17 protein-coding genes are annotated in these 16941 nt (G+C 66.1%); 10 read left to right on the top strand and 7 right to left on the bottom strand.

Annotated features, from left to right (window positions below; all coding sequences use genetic code 11):
* Nucleotides 1-456: 456 nt before the first annotated feature.
* Entirely contained in the window at nt 457-1656 is a 1200-nt protein-coding gene (locus AC24HA_RS15885; RefSeq protein ID WP_487563536.1) for an MATE family efflux transporter, read from the bottom strand.
* A gap of 220 nt (nt 1657-1876) precedes the next feature.
* Nucleotides 1877-3100: a nucleotide sugar dehydrogenase gene (locus tag AC24HA_RS15880; protein WP_487563535.1), complete on the bottom strand. Its 1224-nt coding sequence runs from the start codon at nt 3098-3100 to the stop codon at nt 1877-1879.
* Between the two features lie 139 nt (nt 3101-3239).
* Between AC24HA_RS15880 and AC24HA_RS15875 the strand changes: the two genes are divergently transcribed.
* Entirely contained in the window at nt 3240-4547 is a 1308-nt protein-coding gene (locus tag AC24HA_RS15875; RefSeq protein ID WP_425709734.1) for an ISL3 family transposase, read from the top strand.
* A 239-nt stretch (nt 4548-4786) separates the two neighbouring features.
* Here the strand turns inward: AC24HA_RS15875 and wzy are convergent, their stop codons facing one another.
* From wzy to AC24HA_RS15855, 4 genes are all read right to left on the bottom strand, one after another.
* On the bottom strand, nt 4787-6094 hold the full coding sequence (gene wzy / locus AC24HA_RS15870; protein WP_487563534.1) for an O-antigen polysaccharide polymerase Wzy: 1308 nt from the start codon (nt 6092-6094) through the stop codon (nt 4787-4789).
* A 204-nt stretch (nt 6095-6298) separates the two neighbouring features.
* On the bottom strand, nt 6299-6760 hold the full coding sequence (locus AC24HA_RS15865; protein ID WP_425707632.1) for a CinA family protein: 462 nt from the start codon (nt 6758-6760) through the stop codon (nt 6299-6301).
* A gap of 269 nt (nt 6761-7029) precedes the next feature.
* Nucleotides 7030-7227, bottom strand: coding sequence for a hypothetical protein (locus tag AC24HA_RS15860; RefSeq protein ID WP_487563533.1), 198 nt, complete (start codon nt 7225-7227; stop codon nt 7030-7032).
* A 143-nt stretch (nt 7228-7370) separates the two neighbouring features.
* Nucleotides 7371-7880 (bottom strand): DoxX family protein, encoded by a 510-nt coding sequence (locus AC24HA_RS15855; RefSeq protein ID WP_425707633.1) that lies wholly within the window; start codon nt 7878-7880, stop codon nt 7371-7373.
* Nucleotides 7881-8023: 143 nt separating this feature from the next.
* Between AC24HA_RS15855 and AC24HA_RS15850 the strand changes: the two genes are divergently transcribed.
* The 8 genes from AC24HA_RS15850 to AC24HA_RS15815 all read left to right on the top strand — a co-directional run bounded on the left by AC24HA_RS15850 (nt 8024) and on the right by AC24HA_RS15815 (nt 14674).
* Nucleotides 8024-8815 carry an IclR family transcriptional regulator domain-containing protein gene (locus tag AC24HA_RS15850; protein WP_425707634.1) on the top strand — a complete coding sequence of 264 codons (792 nt, stop codon included), beginning with the start codon at nt 8024-8026 and terminating at the stop codon, nt 8813-8815.
* A 208-nt stretch (nt 8816-9023) separates the two neighbouring features.
* Nucleotides 9024-10253: a CaiB/BaiF CoA transferase family protein gene (locus AC24HA_RS15845; protein ID WP_425707635.1), complete on the top strand. Its 1230-nt coding sequence runs from the start codon at nt 9024-9026 to the stop codon at nt 10251-10253.
* A complete protein-coding gene (locus AC24HA_RS15840) occupies nt 10250-11044 on the top strand; it encodes a citryl-CoA lyase (RefSeq protein ID WP_425707636.1) in 795 nt (264 codons plus the stop codon). Before AC24HA_RS15845 ends, AC24HA_RS15840 begins: the two co-directional genes overlap by 4 nt.
* A gap of 50 nt (nt 11045-11094) precedes the next feature.
* Nucleotides 11095-12006 (top strand): DODA-type extradiol aromatic ring-opening family dioxygenase, encoded by a 912-nt coding sequence (locus tag AC24HA_RS15835; protein WP_425707637.1) that lies wholly within the window; start codon nt 11095-11097, stop codon nt 12004-12006.
* Nucleotides 12003-12380, top strand: a complete 378-nt coding sequence (locus tag AC24HA_RS15830; protein WP_425707638.1) for a hypothetical protein — start codon at nt 12003-12005, stop codon at nt 12378-12380. Before AC24HA_RS15835 ends, AC24HA_RS15830 begins: the two co-directional genes overlap by 4 nt.
* 55 nt (nt 12381-12435) lie before the next feature.
* Nucleotides 12436-13932 (top strand): amidohydrolase family protein, encoded by a 1497-nt coding sequence (locus AC24HA_RS15825; protein ID WP_425707639.1) that lies wholly within the window; start codon nt 12436-12438, stop codon nt 13930-13932.
* 98 nt (nt 13933-14030) lie between these two features.
* Nucleotides 14031-14288, top strand: coding sequence for a FitA-like ribbon-helix-helix domain-containing protein (locus AC24HA_RS15820; protein ID WP_425707640.1), 258 nt, complete (start codon nt 14031-14033; stop codon nt 14286-14288).
* The gene (locus AC24HA_RS15815) at nt 14285-14674 is read left to right on the top strand and encodes a type II toxin-antitoxin system VapC family toxin (protein WP_425707641.1); all 390 of its coding nucleotides are present in this window, start codon (nt 14285-14287) and stop codon (nt 14672-14674) included. Before AC24HA_RS15820 ends, AC24HA_RS15815 begins: the two co-directional genes overlap by 4 nt.
* An 80-nt stretch (nt 14675-14754) precedes the next feature.
* Here AC24HA_RS15815 and AC24HA_RS15810 read toward each other — a convergent pair whose 3' ends face one another.
* Nucleotides 14755-15348 (bottom strand): hypothetical protein, encoded by a 594-nt coding sequence (locus AC24HA_RS15810; protein WP_425707642.1) that lies wholly within the window; start codon nt 15346-15348, stop codon nt 14755-14757.
* Nucleotides 15349-15872: 524 nt separating this feature from the next.
* Between AC24HA_RS15810 and AC24HA_RS15805 the strand changes: the two genes are divergently transcribed.
* Nucleotides 15873-16937 carry an O-antigen ligase family protein gene (locus AC24HA_RS15805; RefSeq protein WP_425707643.1) on the top strand — a complete coding sequence of 355 codons (1065 nt, stop codon included), beginning with the start codon at nt 15873-15875 and terminating at the stop codon, nt 16935-16937.
* Nucleotides 16938-16941: the final 4 nt, after the last annotated feature.

Genomic DNA, 16941 nt, shown 5'->3' with positions numbered 1-16941 from the left:
GATCCGAAACCAATTAGTGCCCCCTGATGGATGGTCAGTCCCGCTCGGGCATCTAGCAGCACTGAGTTAGCGACCGCGACGTCATTCTCGACTACTAGATGCTTCGCGCCGAGAATCTTAATGTTTCGGCTGAGGCTGACGCCACTGCCTACTGAAGCGCCCATCATTCGCAAGAGGGCGATTCTGGCCTTCCGAAACCCGCGATTAGGCATCTTGGCGAGTATCCCATTGAGTATGAGTTCTCCGAGCTTTTCGCGGATGCGCCGTAGACTTATCATAATCCAACCCAACGTTTGAGGAGGCGGTAGTAGCAGTTCGAACTGGAGCAAAACGGTCCTGTGGCAACCGTGTGACTCAAGTCAGGGGTCACGCGTGGACAGTATCAACTAGACGTAGAGCCTAGCGCAATCGCCCACGATCGAGAATGAATTGCGCACGCTAGTCCCCAGGTTGGTCCTAGTCCAGACTGCGCTTCAGCACAACGTGCTTCGCAATGTTTCGAATCACCAGTAGCAGCAGGGGCACAAGAGTGGCACCGAGCACCGCGTACGCCGGAACGAAAATGCTGGCGAACAGCACTGAAAGACCAAGACTCGCGATTGATAGCGCACTCTGTATACCGAAGCGATGGAGCGCTGTGAGTTGGACGTCGAGCAAGAATCCAAATGGGGAAATGCATATCGTGGCTGCCATGATCATCAAAGCAGCGCGTTCTGTCGAAAAGTCGACACCGAAAACCGCCGAGAAAATCGGCACGCCGAAGAAGTAGATCAGGATTGCTCCCGTGACTCCGACGCCGGAGAGTGCCATCGACAGTGCCCGGCCCTTACGAAGAAGGGCACTATTGAGTCTTCGATCGGCAAGATTGGAGAAGTTCTTCAGTTCCGCTTGGGATATTGAGGTATAGAGCACGTTGCTTATTGTCGAGATGTTGTAGATAGCTGAGTACACCCCGACGGCATCCTCTGAATGAAATGCTCCGAGAAAGATGACCGGGACGCTGGTACCCATGGACACAGCAAAGGTCGACGTGGAGAGTGCGAGGCCACTGCGAAGAATTCCAAGCGAGATAGTCCGGGAGGGAAACAACTGCGGCGCGGATGGATGTCTGCTACCCACAAATGAGAGGGCAGCGAAAACCAAGGCACCGACTCCACTCGCTACGAAGACGCCAAGCACCAGGTTGGTCGTTAAATAGTATGTAGCCCCTAGGGTGACCGTGGTGCACACTGCGAAAAGGAACACGGCTAGCGCCATTAGCCCTACACGATTCTCGCGCTGAAATGCCGCGATACGAATGTCAGTCATCAACTCAGTGAATCTATGCATGCTCATGGCTGCAAATAGGAGCGCATGATCAGGAGCGAACAGGGCGCCTATTGCACTTACGCCGAGAATTCCTAGCAGTCCGCAGACTGTTCGCAGCGAAAGAAAATGATTGTAGTGCGTATGCGCTCGAGAGGTGACGTATATCTGCCGCAGCGAGAAGCCGCACAGAATGAAAGCTGGTGTCACTATCGAAAGAGTGAGTGTATATGAACCAGCGACCCCAATTCCCCCAAGTTGCGCCAGCAATATAAAGATGAGTACCTTGCAGGCGGTGCCTACGAGGTTCGCGAGTACGAGAGCGCCAGTGGTTGCCTTCATTGCTGCCATTTCTGCAGATCCAAGCGTACTGTTATGCGAGAAGGTATGCGCAACAACGGATGCATTGAGCACCGGGTGTTACAGGTCTAAGGTGTGCCCGAGAGCTCCGGTGCCGTTTGAAGCGCAGGACGTCGATTCGTCCACACTTCGGTCTCGGTGACTTCGCTGAGTCCAAAGTGTGTCCTAGCGGTCCTCTGCAGTCTAGTTTTCTGGATCATTCTCTATACATTCAGAGCCTGAGATCGGTCGCATGCTGGGGTAGCACTCCCTTGAGGTCATAAACAATGCTGGACTGCCTACCCAAGCGTCTAAGGTCGTCTGCCGCCAACTCCAAGAATTCCCGGTGCGCCACGGCCAGTACGATGGCGTCGTATGCCTGCTCTTCTGGCTCGTTGACGAGTTCAATTCCGAACTCCGCGAGAGCCTCTTCGGGATCTGCGCGCGGATCGCTGACGTCTACTCGCAGTCCGTATTCGCCTAGTTCACGTACAACGTCGACCACGCGAGTGTTTCTAAGGTCTGGTGTATTTTCTTTAAAGGTTAGCCCGAGTACTAGGACACGACCGTTGTCGACGACGTTGCCTTGGCGGAGAAGCGCTTTGACTAGCTGACTTGCAACGTAGGAGCCCATCGAGTCGTTTAGGCGGCGACCGGCCAGTATGATCTCGGGGTGGTGCCCTACTGCTTGTGCTTTATGGGTGAGGTAGTACGGGTCTACTCCGATACAATGACCGCCTACTAGACCTGGCTGGAACGGCAAAAAGTTCCATTTTGTACTAGCGGCCTCCAACACCTCGCGCGTGTCGATCCCCATTCGATCGAAGAGTACCGCGAGTTCATTAATCAGTGCAATGTTGACGTCGCGCTGCGTATTCTCGATCACCTTAGCCGCCTCTGCGACCTTGATGCTGGCGGCGCGATGCGTTCCAGCAGTCACTACGAGGTTGTAGAGGGCGTCCACAAACTCGGCTGTCTTCGCGTTAGAGCCTGAAGTTACTTTGACGATTGACTCGAGCCGGTTGACCTTATCGCCTGGATTGATGCGCTCGGGGCTGTAGCCCGCGAAGAATTCCTTGTTGAACTCTAGGCCGCTGAGCTCCTCGAGGAGGGGGATGCACTCCTCTTCTGTGAGTCCTGGATAGACGGTCGATTCATAGATGACAACGTCACCCTTTCGTAGTGTAGGAGCTATGTCTCGGGTGGCTCCAAGAATGGCGGTTAGGTCTGGCTTCTTGTATTCGTCTATTGGTGTAGGGGTCGTGACGATGTAGACGTTGGCTACGTCCAATGTGTGGGGGTCGGTAGTGAACGTCAGCTTCTTTGCAGCACTGAAGTGCTCTGGGCCGACCTCCTGCGTGCGGTCCTTGCCCGTCTGCAACTCTTCTACGCGGCGGTCGTCGATGTCGTATCCGATGACAGGTAGGTGCTTCCCGAAAGCCGTCGCTAGTGGCAATCCTACGTAACCTAAACCGGCTCTTCACAATCGAGGGTGTAGTGCCGTGAGGGGGCGGGGTGGCGCGTCGGTGCCTGGGTAGGGGTCGAGGTCTTCCGATGATGGGGGTTCCTACGCCTCCCATCGGGAAGACCTCGACGTGTCTGACGCTACCTTCGCCTGCCCGGACCTGACCACGTTCGCTCGGCTCGACGAGCTTGGCCTCGAGGCCGTCGGGCAGTGTCTCGAGCCCGATCGTGCGGTGATCGCCTGCCGCGTCGTCGAGCCCGATCAGTGGTGCCGGTGCTGCGGCTGCGAGGGCGTCCCGCGTGACACGGTGACCCGCGAGCTGGCCCATGAGCCGTTGGGTTGGCGCCCCACGACGCTGCTTGTCACGGTGCGTCGCTATCGGTGCACTGGGTGCGGGCACGTGTGGCGCCAGGACACCACCGCGGCTGCGGAGCCGCGAGCTCGGCTCTCCCGCCGCGGGCTCCGGTGGGCGCTGGAGGCCGTCGTGGTCCAGCACCTCACGGTCGCTCGGGTCGCCGAGGGGCTCGGGGTCTCGTGGAACACCGCCAACGCCGCGGTCCTGACCGAAGGACACCGGGCATTGATCAACGACCCGGCCCGGTTCGACGGCGTGCAGGTCCTGGGGGTCGATGAGCATGTGTGGCGCCACACCAGGCGCGGCGATCGGTACGTCACCGTCATCATCGACCTGACCCCGATCCGTGACGGGACAGGGCCGGCCAGGCTCCTGGAGATGGTCGCGGGCCGTTCGAAGCAGGCGTTCACGACGTGGCTCGCCGGCCGCCCTCAGGCCTGGCGAGACGGCGTGGAGGTCGTCGCGATGGATGGGTTCTCCGGCTTCAAGACCGCAACCACCGAAGAGCTGCCCGACGCGGTCGCTGTCCTGGATCCGTTCCACGTGGTCCGTCTCGCCGGCGAGGCACTCGATGACGCCCGGCGCCGTGTCCAGCAGGACACTCATGGGCATCGGGGCCGTTCCGGGGACCCGCTCTACGCCGCCCGCCGGACGTTGCACACCGGTCTGGGCCTGCTCACCGAGAGACAGCACCAGCGCCTGAACAGACTGTTCGCCGGCGACACGCACGTCGAGGTCGAGGCCACCTGGGCCGTCTACCAGCAGATGGTCACTGCCTACCGCGAGCCCGACCGGGCTCGCGGTCGCGTCTTGATGACTCAGCTGATCGACTCGCTCAGCCGGGGTGTCCCGGCGGTGCTGGCCGAGATCCGTCGGCTCGGCCGGACCCTCAAACGTCGGGCCGCTGACGTGCTGGCCTACTTCGACCGGCCCGGCACGAGCAACGGTCCCACGGAGGCCATCAACGGGCGGCTCGAGCACCTGCGCGGCTCCGCCCTGGGCTTCCGCAACCTCACCAACTACATCGCCCGCGCGCTCCTCGAGACCGGCGGCTTCAGACCCCAACTACACCCTCGATTGTGAAGAGCCCCTAAACCTACGACGGCGATGTGTGCGTCAGATATCGACTTCATGCTTGGACTCCCATCAAGGATCTGTGGGCATCGGTCACGCCCGACGACTATTCTAGCCCCAACATAGGCGAGTGCACGCGGTTCTGATGTGCGTGTAGTGGTAAGCCCTGGACGATTTGTCAGGGAGGCCGCCCTGTTGATGGCCCTGCGCCGGATCAAATACTTCGGCGACGTGAAGCTGCCTGTCGACTACTGGTCGCCCCCGGCGGCGCCTGACGGAGAGAGTGCTTTTGGCGAACTCGTGTGGCGTTGCGAACCTGCCGTTGCCGGACGTGAATGGAGGTGCTCGGTGAGTCCAGGTGGACGCCTTCCCGTCCGTACTATCGCCGTTATTGGTGCGGACGTAAGCCGGATTGCGGCAAAGAACACGGCGCCATGAAACAGCGAACCGAACAATTGCACGGAATCGCCGCGTACGCCGTAAAGCCACGACACGGTCAGGAATATGCTGACGAACCCCCACCAATCGGAACGATCGAGTCGGTTAACTGCGATCCTTTGCGTGAAGGCCAATGCCATCATTACTACGATAATTCCGGGATATCCGAAGTTCATGAAGGCCTCCCCGGTCAGGGAGAAGCCGTAGCCGGAGCTGCCGCCGGGGCTGTAGAGGTCCTTTAGCCAAACGCTTAGAGACGACGACTCGGTTCCCAAAAATGGGACGAGGGCGGCAGCCGAGTTGGCGTAGGTATTACCCCATTGGAACGGTAGTGTTTCGGGAAAGCGGGCATGAACGAAGGTATCCACGAACAGCACTGACCCGCCTTGATTGAGTACGGCGGCGACGTCTGTCTCGGCCTCAGTCCTGGTAGTGAACAGCGCCGTGGCGGCGATTGCTGCAGCGGCGGCGATCACAAGAAAGCGTGCGCTGCGTTTGCTGTGGGCAACGATCTCTCGATGCACAAGGAGGACGATTAATAGAAGGAAGAAGTCGCGCTCGCGGGTGGCCAGGCAGTAGGCCACGTATACGGCGGTGTTGGCATTCCATAGGATGCGTTGCAGGTTAGTTTGCCGTGAAATGAAATACGTCGACGCCGCGGCAAGCTGAATGAGGAGGTACTGGTAGTGGAATGGACCTGCCGTTTCTAGGGCTGCCTGCTTTGCCCCGCTTATTAGAGTGCCGACGTTTGTGGCGAGAAAGAATGCCCCGTAGCCCATTGTTGCCAGGTAGAGAGCTGGGAGAGCGACGTAGGCTCGGCGGGACTTTGTCGGGGCTTCCGTGTCGAAGCTTTTGCGTTGGGGGTAAAGTAGGTCGGCGATACACATTGCACCGACGCCTATGGCGTACCCAATCGAGGCGCCAGCGACGTGGTTGAGGTCGGTGCCGAAGTAGATCTCGTCTCCGCGCAATAGATTGACGACGGGTCCGAGAGAGAAGAATACAAAGAACGCCGCGACGATCGCTAGGCTGTTACGTATGCCGCCGCGGCGGAGCAGCCAGATAGTGCCTGCCACCGAAGCGAGCAGGCAACCAGTTACGACCACGACATCGATCACGTGAGCATCATACCGACCATTTCTGGGGTGCCCTCATCGTTGCGCCTCGCCGGCACGCGCCGACGTGTGTGGATCATCCTCCCGGTAGCACCCCTCATGCTGTCGCCACCGCTCGGCCGCGGGTCTCCTTGCCATGCCGCCTCATCTCAGCCACCATCCATCCTCCTGGGTAGGATCAACAGCCTCTGATGATTCCGCTCTGGTTCACGTCATCTCCAGGTCTCGCTGCTTGGTTCGGACGAGGACCTCGAGAGGTTGGCAGGGGATGTGGTGCAGTTCCGAGCGTACGTCGCCCACCACGATGACGGCGACCCATGTCGTGCCCGGTTCGTGCCTGGACTGCCCGCCCGCCCCGGAGGCGGCGACCACTACGTCGGCGCCTGTCATCCTGTTTTCCGAGCTCAGCCTGGGATGCGGGGTCTGCTGCGATCTGGCCGGGCCCGGCGGGTTCTCGAGGGCCCGGTGCTGGACCTTGGAGAAGTAGCAGACCACACCGCCCGGGAATCGCGGGCTGGAGTCGGGCGTGGCCGTTGGCTGGGTAGCGATCTTGCCGCCGGTGTGTGACTCGGTCACGGTGGCGCAGAAGCGATCCTCGAGCATGACCGTGGACAGACGTTCGGCGACCTTGGCGGCTCGCTCCTCTTGCTCCTGCGAGTAGGTTGCCATCGGGGTCCTTTTTCCGCCCGGGTCGCATGCCCCTGGAGGGCAGAGACGGAGCCTCGCGTCGGGGTTCGATCGTTGGTGGTGCTCCGTGCGGCCTCTGGTCTCGGGTCTTGCGAGGTTCTCCTGGTGTGCCGCTCATCCGGCGTCGGAGAATGCGCCCTACGTTCAGTTGTCGATGTGCGTGCGCCGGCCGAGTATCGCGAAGGTGTGCTGGATCGATGTCGGGAGCGAGGCCTGCGTTTTCGGCTTGGGAGTGGGTGCGGAGGTGGTCATTACACATCCGGGTGGTGGCCGCAGGGGTGGGGGCCGTCTCGCAACCTGGGCGGGGTGACGGCGACCATGAATCGTGCGAGTTCGTCGCCGTAATTGAGGGAGCGTCGGGGCAGGCCGGAGTCGGCAGCACACGTGTCGTCCTTGGGTAGGGTGGTGACGTCGCCGGCGACTTCGACGTTGAGTCTGCCCTGTGGCACGACGAGGCACTCGTGTAAGGGGTGATTGCGTGGGCCGTCGGACGAAGAGCCGTCCGCGGCGAGCTTTCCCTCAAGGGCCTCCAGCCGGATAGATCCTGCCGACAGGCCCTAGTACTCGATGCCGCCGTGAGTGCGGTTGCGGGCTAGTGGGAGGTTGCGCGCCGGTGCCGCGCCACTATCAGCACGATGGGCAGAGCCGCGACTATCGCGAGCAGCGCAGCGCCGCCCGCCCACAGTGGACCGTGGAACGGGAACCAGGGGAGCGCCGCATCCACGGAGTACCCGCCCGGGCCCGTCACCGCGAGCGCGAGAGCGATGAGGGCGTAGGTCAACGGCACCTCGTAGCCGCCCAGGTGCGCCCAGATGCCCTTCGGCCAGAGCGTCGACATCGCGACGATCATCGTGCCCATCGCGATAGCGTTGCCCAGCGGGGTGAGGGCGCCCAGCGCGATGAGGGTCGCTGCGGCGAGCTCCGAGAGGCCGGCGATCGTCACCATGACGGCGCCGGGACGCACGCCGTCGGCCTCGAGCAGCGGGGCCGTGCCGGCGATGCCGCGGCCGCGGAACCAGCCGAAGAGCTTCTGGCACGCATGGCCAGCCAGCAGTGTGGCGAGTGCGAGGCGCAGCAGGAGCAGCCCCAGGTCCGTCTCCACCGACTCGCTCTCCTGTCCGTGTATCGTACGAGTGTCCGAAAGGTAGGCCCGCGCCGTCCCGCCCGTCAACGGGCCCCCGCGAACTCCGGCTCCTACGCTGGGCGGCCGAGGCGGGCCGACCGGCCGGCGAGAGGGAGAATGCGATGCGCGAGAAGACGAACCCTGACTTCGTCGAGGCGGTCGCGCGCGGGTTCGACGTGGTGCGGTCCTTCGACGGCGCGCCCTCGCAGTCCCTGAGCGAGGTTGCCAGGCGCACCGGGCTCGCCCGGCCGACCGCCCGCCGCCTCCTCATCACGCTCCAGGAGCTCGGCTACGTGGCCGCCAAGGACGGCCGCTTCGAGCTCACCCCGCGGGTGCTCGAGCTCGGCGTCGCCTACTTCAGCGGGGGCGACCTCTGGGAGGCCGCCATGCCCCGCCTGCGTCAGCTCGTCGAGCGCACGCACGAGTCGTCCTCCATCGCGCAGCTCGACGGCTCCGACGTCGTCTACGTCGCCCGCGTCGCCGTACCCAAGCTCGTCACGCTCTCGGCGAGCGTGGGCACCCGGTTCCCCGCCGCCCAGACCTCGCTCGGCAAGGTGCTTCTGGCCAGCCTCACCGGCGACGAGCTGGGCGAGGTCCTCGAGCAGCCCTCCCGCTCCGGGATCGTCCCCAGCTGGCAGCCCGACCGCAGCGAGCTCGACGAGGTCCTGGCCGAGGTCCGGCAGCAGGGGTGGGCCATCTCCGACCAGCAGCTCGCGCCGGCCATCCGCTCGGTGGCCGCGCCCGTGCGCCGGTCCGACGGCACGGTGCTGGCCGCCATGAACGTCAACGCCCACGCCGCCGAGACCAGCCTCGAGACGCTGCGGGATCAGCACCTGCCGCACCTGCTCCAGGCCGCCGCGGACCTCGGCGTCGACGTCGCCCTCCGCGCGCGCGTGCCCGCTGCCACCGCCTGAGCCCACCCGCCCCGCCGCGTGGGTGCTCTCGAGCGGCGCCGGTCCCCTCCGTCAGGGCCAGCCCGAGCCGTGCCTGGTGGTTCGTCGTCGTGCATTGACTCCATCCCGACCCGTCGTTAACCTCGGGCCCAGACGAGATGTCCGCCTGGTGGTGGACTGTACGGCTGGCGGACGCCGTGGGCCGGATCTAGGCGCGAGGAGGAGCCCGATGACGCAGGGAATCGGCGAGCACGCTGGCGGTGCGCGGCCGGAGCGAGGCGGCGCCGCGGGCGACGCCGGACGAGGGCCGCTGACCGGCCTGCTGGTGGCCGACTTCTCGCGTGTGCTCGCCGGACCGTTCGCCACGCAGATCCTCGGCGACCTCGGCGCGGAGATCGTCAAGGTCGAGGCCCCGGTGGGCGACGAGACCCGCGACTGGCGGCCCCCCGAGCGCGACGGCGTCTCGACCTACTACCTCGGCATCAACCGGAACAAGCGGGACATCGTGCTCGACTTCCGCGCCGAGGAGGACCGGGCGCTCGTGCAGGAGCTCGCCCGCCGGGCGGACGTGGTCATCGAGAACTTCAAGCCCGGTGGGCTGGCGAAGTTCGGGCTCGACTACGACACGGTGGCCGAGACGAACCCCAGCGTCGTGTACTCCTCGATCACCGGGTTCGGCGCAGCCGGCGGGGCGAGCCTGCCCGGCTACGACCTCATCGTCCAGGCGATGTCCGGCCTCATGAGCCTCACCGGCGACCCCGAGGGGCCCGCCTACCGCTCCGGGGTGTCGGTGTTCGACATCATGAGCGGCCTGCAGTCGGTCATCGGTATCCTCGCCGCCCTGCGGCACCGGGACGCCACGGGCGAGGGGCAGCACGTCGAGGTCAACCTGCTCTCGACCGCGCTGGCCGGGATGGCCAACCACTCCTCGACCTACGTGGCCGGGGACGCCGTGCCGTTTCGCATGGGCAACGCCCACCCGAGCCTGTTCCCCTACGAGCCGCTGCCGACCGGCGACGGCGACCTCATCGTCGTGGCCGCCAACGACCGGCAGTTCGCCACGCTCGCCCGCGTGCTCGGGATCGAAGACGTGGTCGACGACGAACGGTTCACCACCACCGACGCCCGCAACCGGAACCGCGACGCGCTGCGACCGCTCCTGGTCGAGGCCCTCGCCGCCGCCACCGCCGAGCAGTGGTTCGAGCGCCTCAGCGAGGCCGGCATCGCGTGCGGGCCCATCCAGACGATCGACGGGGGAGTGGCCCTGGCCGAGCGCCTGGGCCTCGACCCGGTCGTCACGGTCGGAGAGGGGGAGAGGGCGGTGCCGATGATCCGCAACGCGATCACCTTCTCCAGGACGCAACCGCAGTACCGGCTGCCCCCGCCCACCCTCGGCGAGCACAGCGACGAGCTGCGCGCCTGGCTGAGCGCACCGGCGGACCAGGAGGCCAGCGCATGAGTGAGGACCGCACCTACCCGACGGCGATCGGCACCTCCACGGCCGAGACCATCGAGCTCCTCGGCCACGACCTCGCGGGCGAGCTGCTCGGCCAGATCAGCTTCGGCGAGCTGGCCTACTGGCTGGCGACGAAGCGGCGGCCGAGCGCGGGCCAGCTGCGCGTGTTCGAGGCGGTCCTCGTCTCGCTCGCCGACCACGGGTACACGCCGACGGCGATCGCGGCCCGCATGACGTACTACTCGGCTCCGGACTCGATCCAGGGGGCGATCGCGGCCGGGCTGCTCGGCGGGGGCTCGCGGTTCCTCGGCGTCACCGAGGACACGGGGCGGTTCCTTGCCGAGCACCTCGCCGGGCTCGGGGACACCAGCGGCTACGACGAGGCGGCGTGGGACGAGGCGGCGCTGGGCGTCGTGGCCGCCGTCAAGGCCGACGGCGGCAAGGTCCCCGGCCTCGGGCACCCCGTGCACAAGCAGGGCGACCCGCGCACGCCGGTGATGTTCTCCATCGCGCGGGAGTCGGGCGTGTTCGGGCCGCACCTGGCGCTGTTCGAGGCGATCGGGCGCGTGCACGCCGAGGTGCTGGGGCGCACCCTGCCGCTCAACGGCGCCGGCGTGGCCGGGGCGGCCCTCGCCGACGCCGGTCTCCCGCTCCGGCTGCTGCGCGGGTTCGCGCTGCTGGCCCGCACCGCCGGTCTCATCGGTCACCTGGCCGAGGAGCAGGAGAGCCCGGTGGGGCCCGACATCTACATGGAGGTCGACCGCCACGCGCGGTACGTGCCCCCCGAAGGCTGACGCCGGTCCGCCCCGATCGCTGCTGCCGAACCACCTCGAAGGAGAGATGCATGGCCACGCTGTCCGCGGTGCTTGCCACGACGCACCACCCGTTCTTCTACAAGGCGACCGAGCTGACGCCGCCCGAGGAGCAGATGCCCCAGGCGCCGGAGTGGAAGGCCAAGGTGGCGGCCTACCGGGAGACGCTCACGGCCGCTGAGCCGGAGCTGCTGGTGATGGTGGGGTCGGACCACTTCCACCAGTTCTTCTACGACAACTACCCGACGTTCCTCATCGGCAAGCAGCCCCGCTACGACGCGACGTTCTACAACGAGATCCGTGAGTTCGGCATGCCGACCTACGAGCTCGAGGGGCACGAGGAGCTGTCGGGGTTCATGCTGCGCGGGCTGATGGAGCGGGGCTTCGACTTCTCGGTGTCCAATGAGCTGAAGATCGACCACTCGATCATCTGCCCGATCATCACCACCCGGCCCGACGGCGACCTGCCGATCGTGCCGATCTACACGAACATCTTCGCGCCGCCGCTGCCGAGTCCGAAGCGGTTCTACGAGCTGGGTCGGGCGATCCGGGAGGTCATCGAGGAGTTCCCGAGCGACAAGCGCGTCGCGGCGATCGGGTCGGGGCACCTGTCGCTGGAGCTGGGTGGTCCGCGGATGTTCGAGGAGCACGGGCCCGACCCGGAGTGGGACGTGCAGGCCATCGAGTGGCTCGCAGGCGGGGACATCGAGGCGATCTTGGACAATGTGACCTGGGAGTCGATGTCGAGGTCGGGCAACGCGACGCCGGGGTTCTTGGATCTGGTGCTGATGCTGGGGATCGCGGGGCCGGAGAAGGCGGCCTACGTCGATGATCTGGACCTGTACCACACGCGTGAGATGTACATGACGTGGTACCCCGACGGCGACCCGAGGGACCTGCGCGAGGCGAGCTCCGCCGTCGTGGGCGAGGGGGCGACGGTATGAGCCGGTACGCGGTGAACAAGTTCCTCTTCCAGGTCGATCGTGACCCGGACCTGCTGGCGGCCTACAAGGCCGACCCCGCGGAGATGGTCGCCCGCTGGGAGAGCGAGTACATGCCCTTCCTGGGCTCGCAGGGCCAGCGCGTGGAGCGCACGTCCTGGCTGGGCCTGACCGACGCCGAGCGCACGGCTCTCGTGGAGCACGACTATGTGGCGTTGTTCGAGATGGGGGCGCACTACTTCCTCACGCTGACGATCTTCATCGGTATCTACGAGGAGGACTACATGGCGCGCAGCGGGCCGCTGGCGTTCCAGAGGGAGTACCGCGACAAGCTCAAGCACTGGATCGGCAAGGACTACCCCAGCGTCGAGGTCTGACCGACCCCCCGGATCACCACGGACCTGTCCAGACATTCTCGAAGAGGAGCATGCAATGACCACCCCCGTACCCGAAGCAGGCCGCCCCATCGTCTTCCGCGGCGGCATCGTCGTGACCATGGACGACGCGCGGACCGTGCACAACAATGCCGACGTCCTCGTCGTCGACGGCAAGATCGCCGACATCGGCCCCTCGCTCGCCGTGCCCGACGGCACCTACGAGATCGACGCCGCCGGCGGCATCGTCATGCCCGGCATGATCGACTCCCACCGGCACATGTGGCAGACCGCCATGCGCGCCTACGGCTCGGACTGGACGCTCACGCAATACTTCGTCTGGTACTACCTCGAGCACGGCACCGCGTTCCGCCCCCAGGACTACTGGGCCGGCAACGCGCTGAGCACGATCGACGCCATCGAGTCGGGCATCACCACCACCGTGGACTGGTCGCACGGGCTGCAGTCCGTCGAGCACGCCGAGGCCGCCATCGACGCGCTCGTGAGCTCGCCGGGCCGGTACGTCATGGGCTTCGGCAACATCTTCGGCGGCCCGTGGGAGTGGACGGCCGACCCGGCCTACCGCCGCGTGTTCGAGAGCGCTCTTGCTGATTCGAGGCTGGCGGGCGTGCAGCTGGCGTTCGACGTCACCGGCGACCCGGCGTTCCCCGAGAAGAAGGCCTTCGAGGTGGCTCGCGAGCTCGACGTGCGCGTGACGACCCACGCGGGCGTGTGGGGCGCGACCAACGACGACGGCGTGCGGCTCATGCACGAGCACGGCTTCATGGAGCCCGGCACCGTCTACGTCCACGCCGCCACGCTGAGTGAGGACTCCTACCAGCGGATCGCCGCGACCGGCGGGGTGGTGTCCCTGTCGACCGAGAGCGAGCAGAGCTGCGGTCAGGGCTACCCGCCCTCCCACGCGCTGCGCGCGCACGACATCCCGGTGTCCCTGTCCGTGGACACCAGCGCGTGGTTCAGCGCCGACCTGTTCTCCGCGATGCGCACCACCCTGGGTGCCGACCGCTCCTGGGAGCACCTGACCGCCCACGAGCACGGCGACACGGTGACGCACTCGCACCTGCGCAGCCAGCACGTGGTCGAGTGGGCCACGCGCGGTGGGGCGAAGGCCGTGGGGCGCGAGGATGAGCTCGGGTCTCTGGAGGTCGGCAAGCTCGCCGACGTCGTGCTGCTGAAGAACGACCACTCGCCGACGATGTTCCCTGTTCTCAACCCGTACGGGCACATCGCCATGCAGGCGAGCCGCGGGGACGTGCACACGGTGCTCGTGGGCGGGGACGTGAAGAAGTTCGAGGGCCGGCTCGTGGGCGTGGACCTGCCGGCGATGCGCTCGCGGCTCGAGGACACGGTCGAGCACCTGCGCTCGACCCTCGGCGACGACGTCTGGCAGGCCGGGATGAACCCCGACATCCCCGAGACCAAGGTCCTCGACAACCCGTACATGTACACGGAGTACCGGGACAGCTCGACGCGCACCGCGTACGAGACGCAGGCGCCGTCGGCGCGCGCGGGCGCGGCGCCGCAGGAGGGGTGAGCCGGGGGCGCTGCGCGACCACGTGGTGTGGTCGCGCAGCGCCGCCCGAGCCGGATCGATCCATACATTCTGCATAGAGTGTGAGCTAATCTGGATGCATGGCCTCACTGGTGCAGATCAGGAACGTGCCCGACGACGCGCGTCGGACGCTCAAGGCGCGGGCTGCCGCTCGTGGTGAGTCCTTGAACACCTACCTGTTGAAGCTGATCGAGCAGGAGGTCGCCCGGCCAACGGCTGCGGAGGTGCTCGACCGTGCAGCCAGCCGCAGCGAACGTGCGACGGCGTCTGCCGTCACCGTGCTCGACGAGGCGCGGGCGCAGCGCGAGGGCGAGCTCCCGCAGAGTTCGCCGACGTGATCGTCGTGGACAACGCCGCAGTGGTCGATGCCCTCACTGCGGTGGCAGGGACCGACGAGCTACGCGCCCGGCTCGCACAGGACGAGCTGCATGCCCCGAGCCTGATCGACGTCGAGGTGGTCTCTGCACTGCGGGGACTCACTCTCGGTGGCCACCTCAGCGCGGCCCGGGCGGAGGACCTGCTCACCGATCTCGACGACCTGCCCCTGCGGCGCTGGCCGTCCGACCATGCACTGCGACGGCGCGCCTTCCAGCTGAGGGACAACGTCTCCGCCTACGACGCCGCCTACGTCGCCCTGGCCGAGGCGATGGACTGCCCGCTGGTGACGCGCGACAGCCGCTTGGCTCGCTCGAGCGGCCACGGTGCGCGGATCGTGGTCCTGTAGCCGATCCGTGACGGGCGCCTCGGCGCGCGGGGGCGCTGGTGAGAAGGCGGGTGAATCACCTGCGTGAGGTTAGTTCATCACTATTGCTCTGAACCTTCGTGCACGACGACAACCCCGCCTATCGCCTCACGAAGCATTTCCAGGCTGTCGGAAGGCGCGTTGATGATCCAGTTCGCACCGACGAGCCACTCAAACTGCCCGACCTCTGCGAAGACCTCTCTGCTGGTCTCAACCTGCGCGTTGGCTTCGTCGGCGTTGATGTAGATTGAAAAGACGTCCTCGGTCGAACAACTGCCCGATTGAGCTGCCATCGGCATGTGGTTCGTCTGCTCCCAAGTAGCGCAGTCGTAACCAGCCCCGACGGCAGCATCGCGCAGATCCACTAGTGATCCGTAGCTTTGCGCTTCCACCTGCGGTGATGCACTGGGCGTGGGTTCGGGTTCCGATGTGGGCTCAGGGTCGGTCTCGGCGGGGCTCTCCTCCCAGCGATAGACCTGGTCGCGGGCATCCACCGACTGCGAAGTGGAATCGGTGGACGGGGTCTCCTGTTGCGTCGATGCAGGTGACGACTCGCTGGCTTCCCCGGACGGGGTGGCATCGGTGGGTTCGTCGCCGCTGCATCCCGTCAGCGTTGCAAACGCCACCAACGCCAATCCATAGACCGATTTACGCATCCGTGCGCTCCCGTGCTCTCGAAATGTCAATTCAAGGATATCTGAGTGCTACCGTAAGATTAATGTGATGTGCGGCGCATTTCGAAAGATGCCGGTGCTCCCAGTGCAACCAATGCTGGTGTTGCTCTAGTGCCGCACTCTCCCGACGAAGTGGCGTTGTGGCCGCTCGCCGCGAGCCCGTGGCTACGCTCGACGGTTCGTCATTCTGTTTGGGGGGGGCGATGCCGAGACCTTCGGCTTTGCGTCCGCGGGGATGGTTCGACGCGTGAGGACTACGAGGGGCAGGCGCCGTCGTCTCGCGGGGCCGCCCGGCCTGCGGGCTGAGCGCCGACCCCACACTCTTCCGCCGAGCCCACAGAGTCGGTGCCGAGCCTGCCCACGGCGCATGTGGGGTCGGCACTCGATGTGTGGGTTCGGCGTCTAAGGGGTGTACCGGGGGCGTCGCTACGTCGTCGGCCGGCCCTTGATGCCGACGCGGGTGGTCGGTGACGCGGTAGAGGTCGAGCTGACCTACCGTTCTCGGTGTGCTCGTTCCTCGCGGTCGCCGCCAGGTGGCGGACCGGTACCTGCTGGGGGCCGCGCTCCTCTGGGTGGCGTGGGTGCTCGCCGCCTCGATCCTTGCGGTGTCGACGGCCGGCTCCTGGGTGCCCTACGTGGTGGCGCCGCTCGTCCTCCTTCTCGGTGTGCTCATTGGTGGGCGGCTAGTGACGGCGTGGGAGCGGTGGTGGGTCGCGCCGGTCGCTGTGGTGGGCGCGCTCGCGGTGCTGGCAGCCGACGCGTTCTACGCCAACGCGCAGGCGGCCATCGGGGTCCAGGCCGTGGCGCTCGGCGTGCTCATGCTGGTCTCCGTCCTGCGCCTGGGGTTCAGCGAGCGGACTCCGCTCAGCGTCATCTCGGCTGTGCTGCTGGTCGTTCTCGGGGTCCTGCTCGCGTCGCGGTCGCAGGCGGCGCTCCTGCTCGCCGTCGTCGGGGCGGTGGCCGTGGTGGTGGCTGTGCTGGTGGCCCGGTGGCGGGGCGGACGCGTGCGGGGTACACGAGTGCGTCCGCGGAGTTGGGCCTGGGCCGGACGCGTGCGCGCGCAGAGGTGGGCCTGGGCCGGCGGCGTGATCGTCGGGTTGGCCGCCGTCGTCGTCGTGTGGCTCGGGAGCCGGGATCTGTGGCCGGGGCTCCTCACCGGGCGCTGGAGTCTGAGCGGTGCGCGGCACACGCTGTGGGCCGACGCGCTCGAGCTGTGGGCGCAGGCGCCGGTCGTGGGCGCGGGGCCGGGCTCGTTTGTCGAGCACTCCGCGCTGGCGGCGTCCGACCCGAGCCTGTCCGAGGTGCACTCGTCGGTCCTGCAGGTCGGCTCGGAGCTCGGTGTCATCGGCGTCGTGCTGTTCCTCGGCCTGCTCGCGGCCGGCCTGGCGGTGGCGGCGCGGGGGAGCGGGGTGTCCGGCGTCGTCGGGGTGGTGGCGTGGGCCGCACTGGCCGTGCACGCGATGATCGACCACCTCTACGAGTTCCCGCCGGTGGTGCTCCTCGCGGGCGTGGTCATCGGGTGGGCGGGGGCCGCCGGCGGCCCGGGCGGTGAGGTCGACCGCAGGGGCTGACGGT

The sequence above is a fragment of the Georgenia sp. Z1491 genome (assembly GCF_057652395.1).
This window is presented reverse-complemented; position numbering and strand designations above follow the sequence as displayed.

Bases quoted from the DNA above. Each gene is read 5' to 3' on its own strand.
- AC24HA_RS15845 (WP_425707635.1), top strand. From the start codon at position 9,024: ATGACGCAGGGAATCGGCGAGCACGCTGGCGGTGCGCGGCCGGAGCGA.
- AC24HA_RS15850 (WP_425707634.1), top strand. From the start codon at position 8,024: ATGCGCGAGAAGACGAACCCTGACTTCGTCGAGGCGGTCGCGCGCGGG.
- AC24HA_RS15840 (WP_425707636.1), top strand. From the start codon at position 10,250: ATGAGTGAGGACCGCACCTACCCGACGGCGATCGGCACCTCCACGGCC.
- AC24HA_RS15830 (WP_425707638.1), top strand. From the start codon at position 12,003: ATGAGCCGGTACGCGGTGAACAAGTTCCTCTTCCAGGTCGATCGTGAC.
- AC24HA_RS15825 (WP_425707639.1), top strand. From the start codon at position 12,436: ATGACCACCCCCGTACCCGAAGCAGGCCGCCCCATCGTCTTCCGCGGC.
- AC24HA_RS15885 (WP_487563536.1), bottom strand. From the start codon at position 1,656: ATGGCAGCAATGAAGGCAACCACTGGCGCTCTCGTACTCGCGAACCTC.
- AC24HA_RS15820 (WP_425707640.1), top strand. From the start codon at position 14,031: ATGGCCTCACTGGTGCAGATCAGGAACGTGCCCGACGACGCGCGTCGG.
- AC24HA_RS15835 (WP_425707637.1), top strand. From the start codon at position 11,095: ATGGCCACGCTGTCCGCGGTGCTTGCCACGACGCACCACCCGTTCTTC.
- AC24HA_RS15865 (WP_425707632.1), bottom strand. From the start codon at position 6,760: ATGGCAACCTACTCGCAGGAGCAAGAGGAGCGAGCCGCCAAGGTCGCC.
- AC24HA_RS15810 (WP_425707642.1), bottom strand. From the start codon at position 15,348: ATGCGTAAATCGGTCTATGGATTGGCGTTGGTGGCGTTTGCAACGCTG.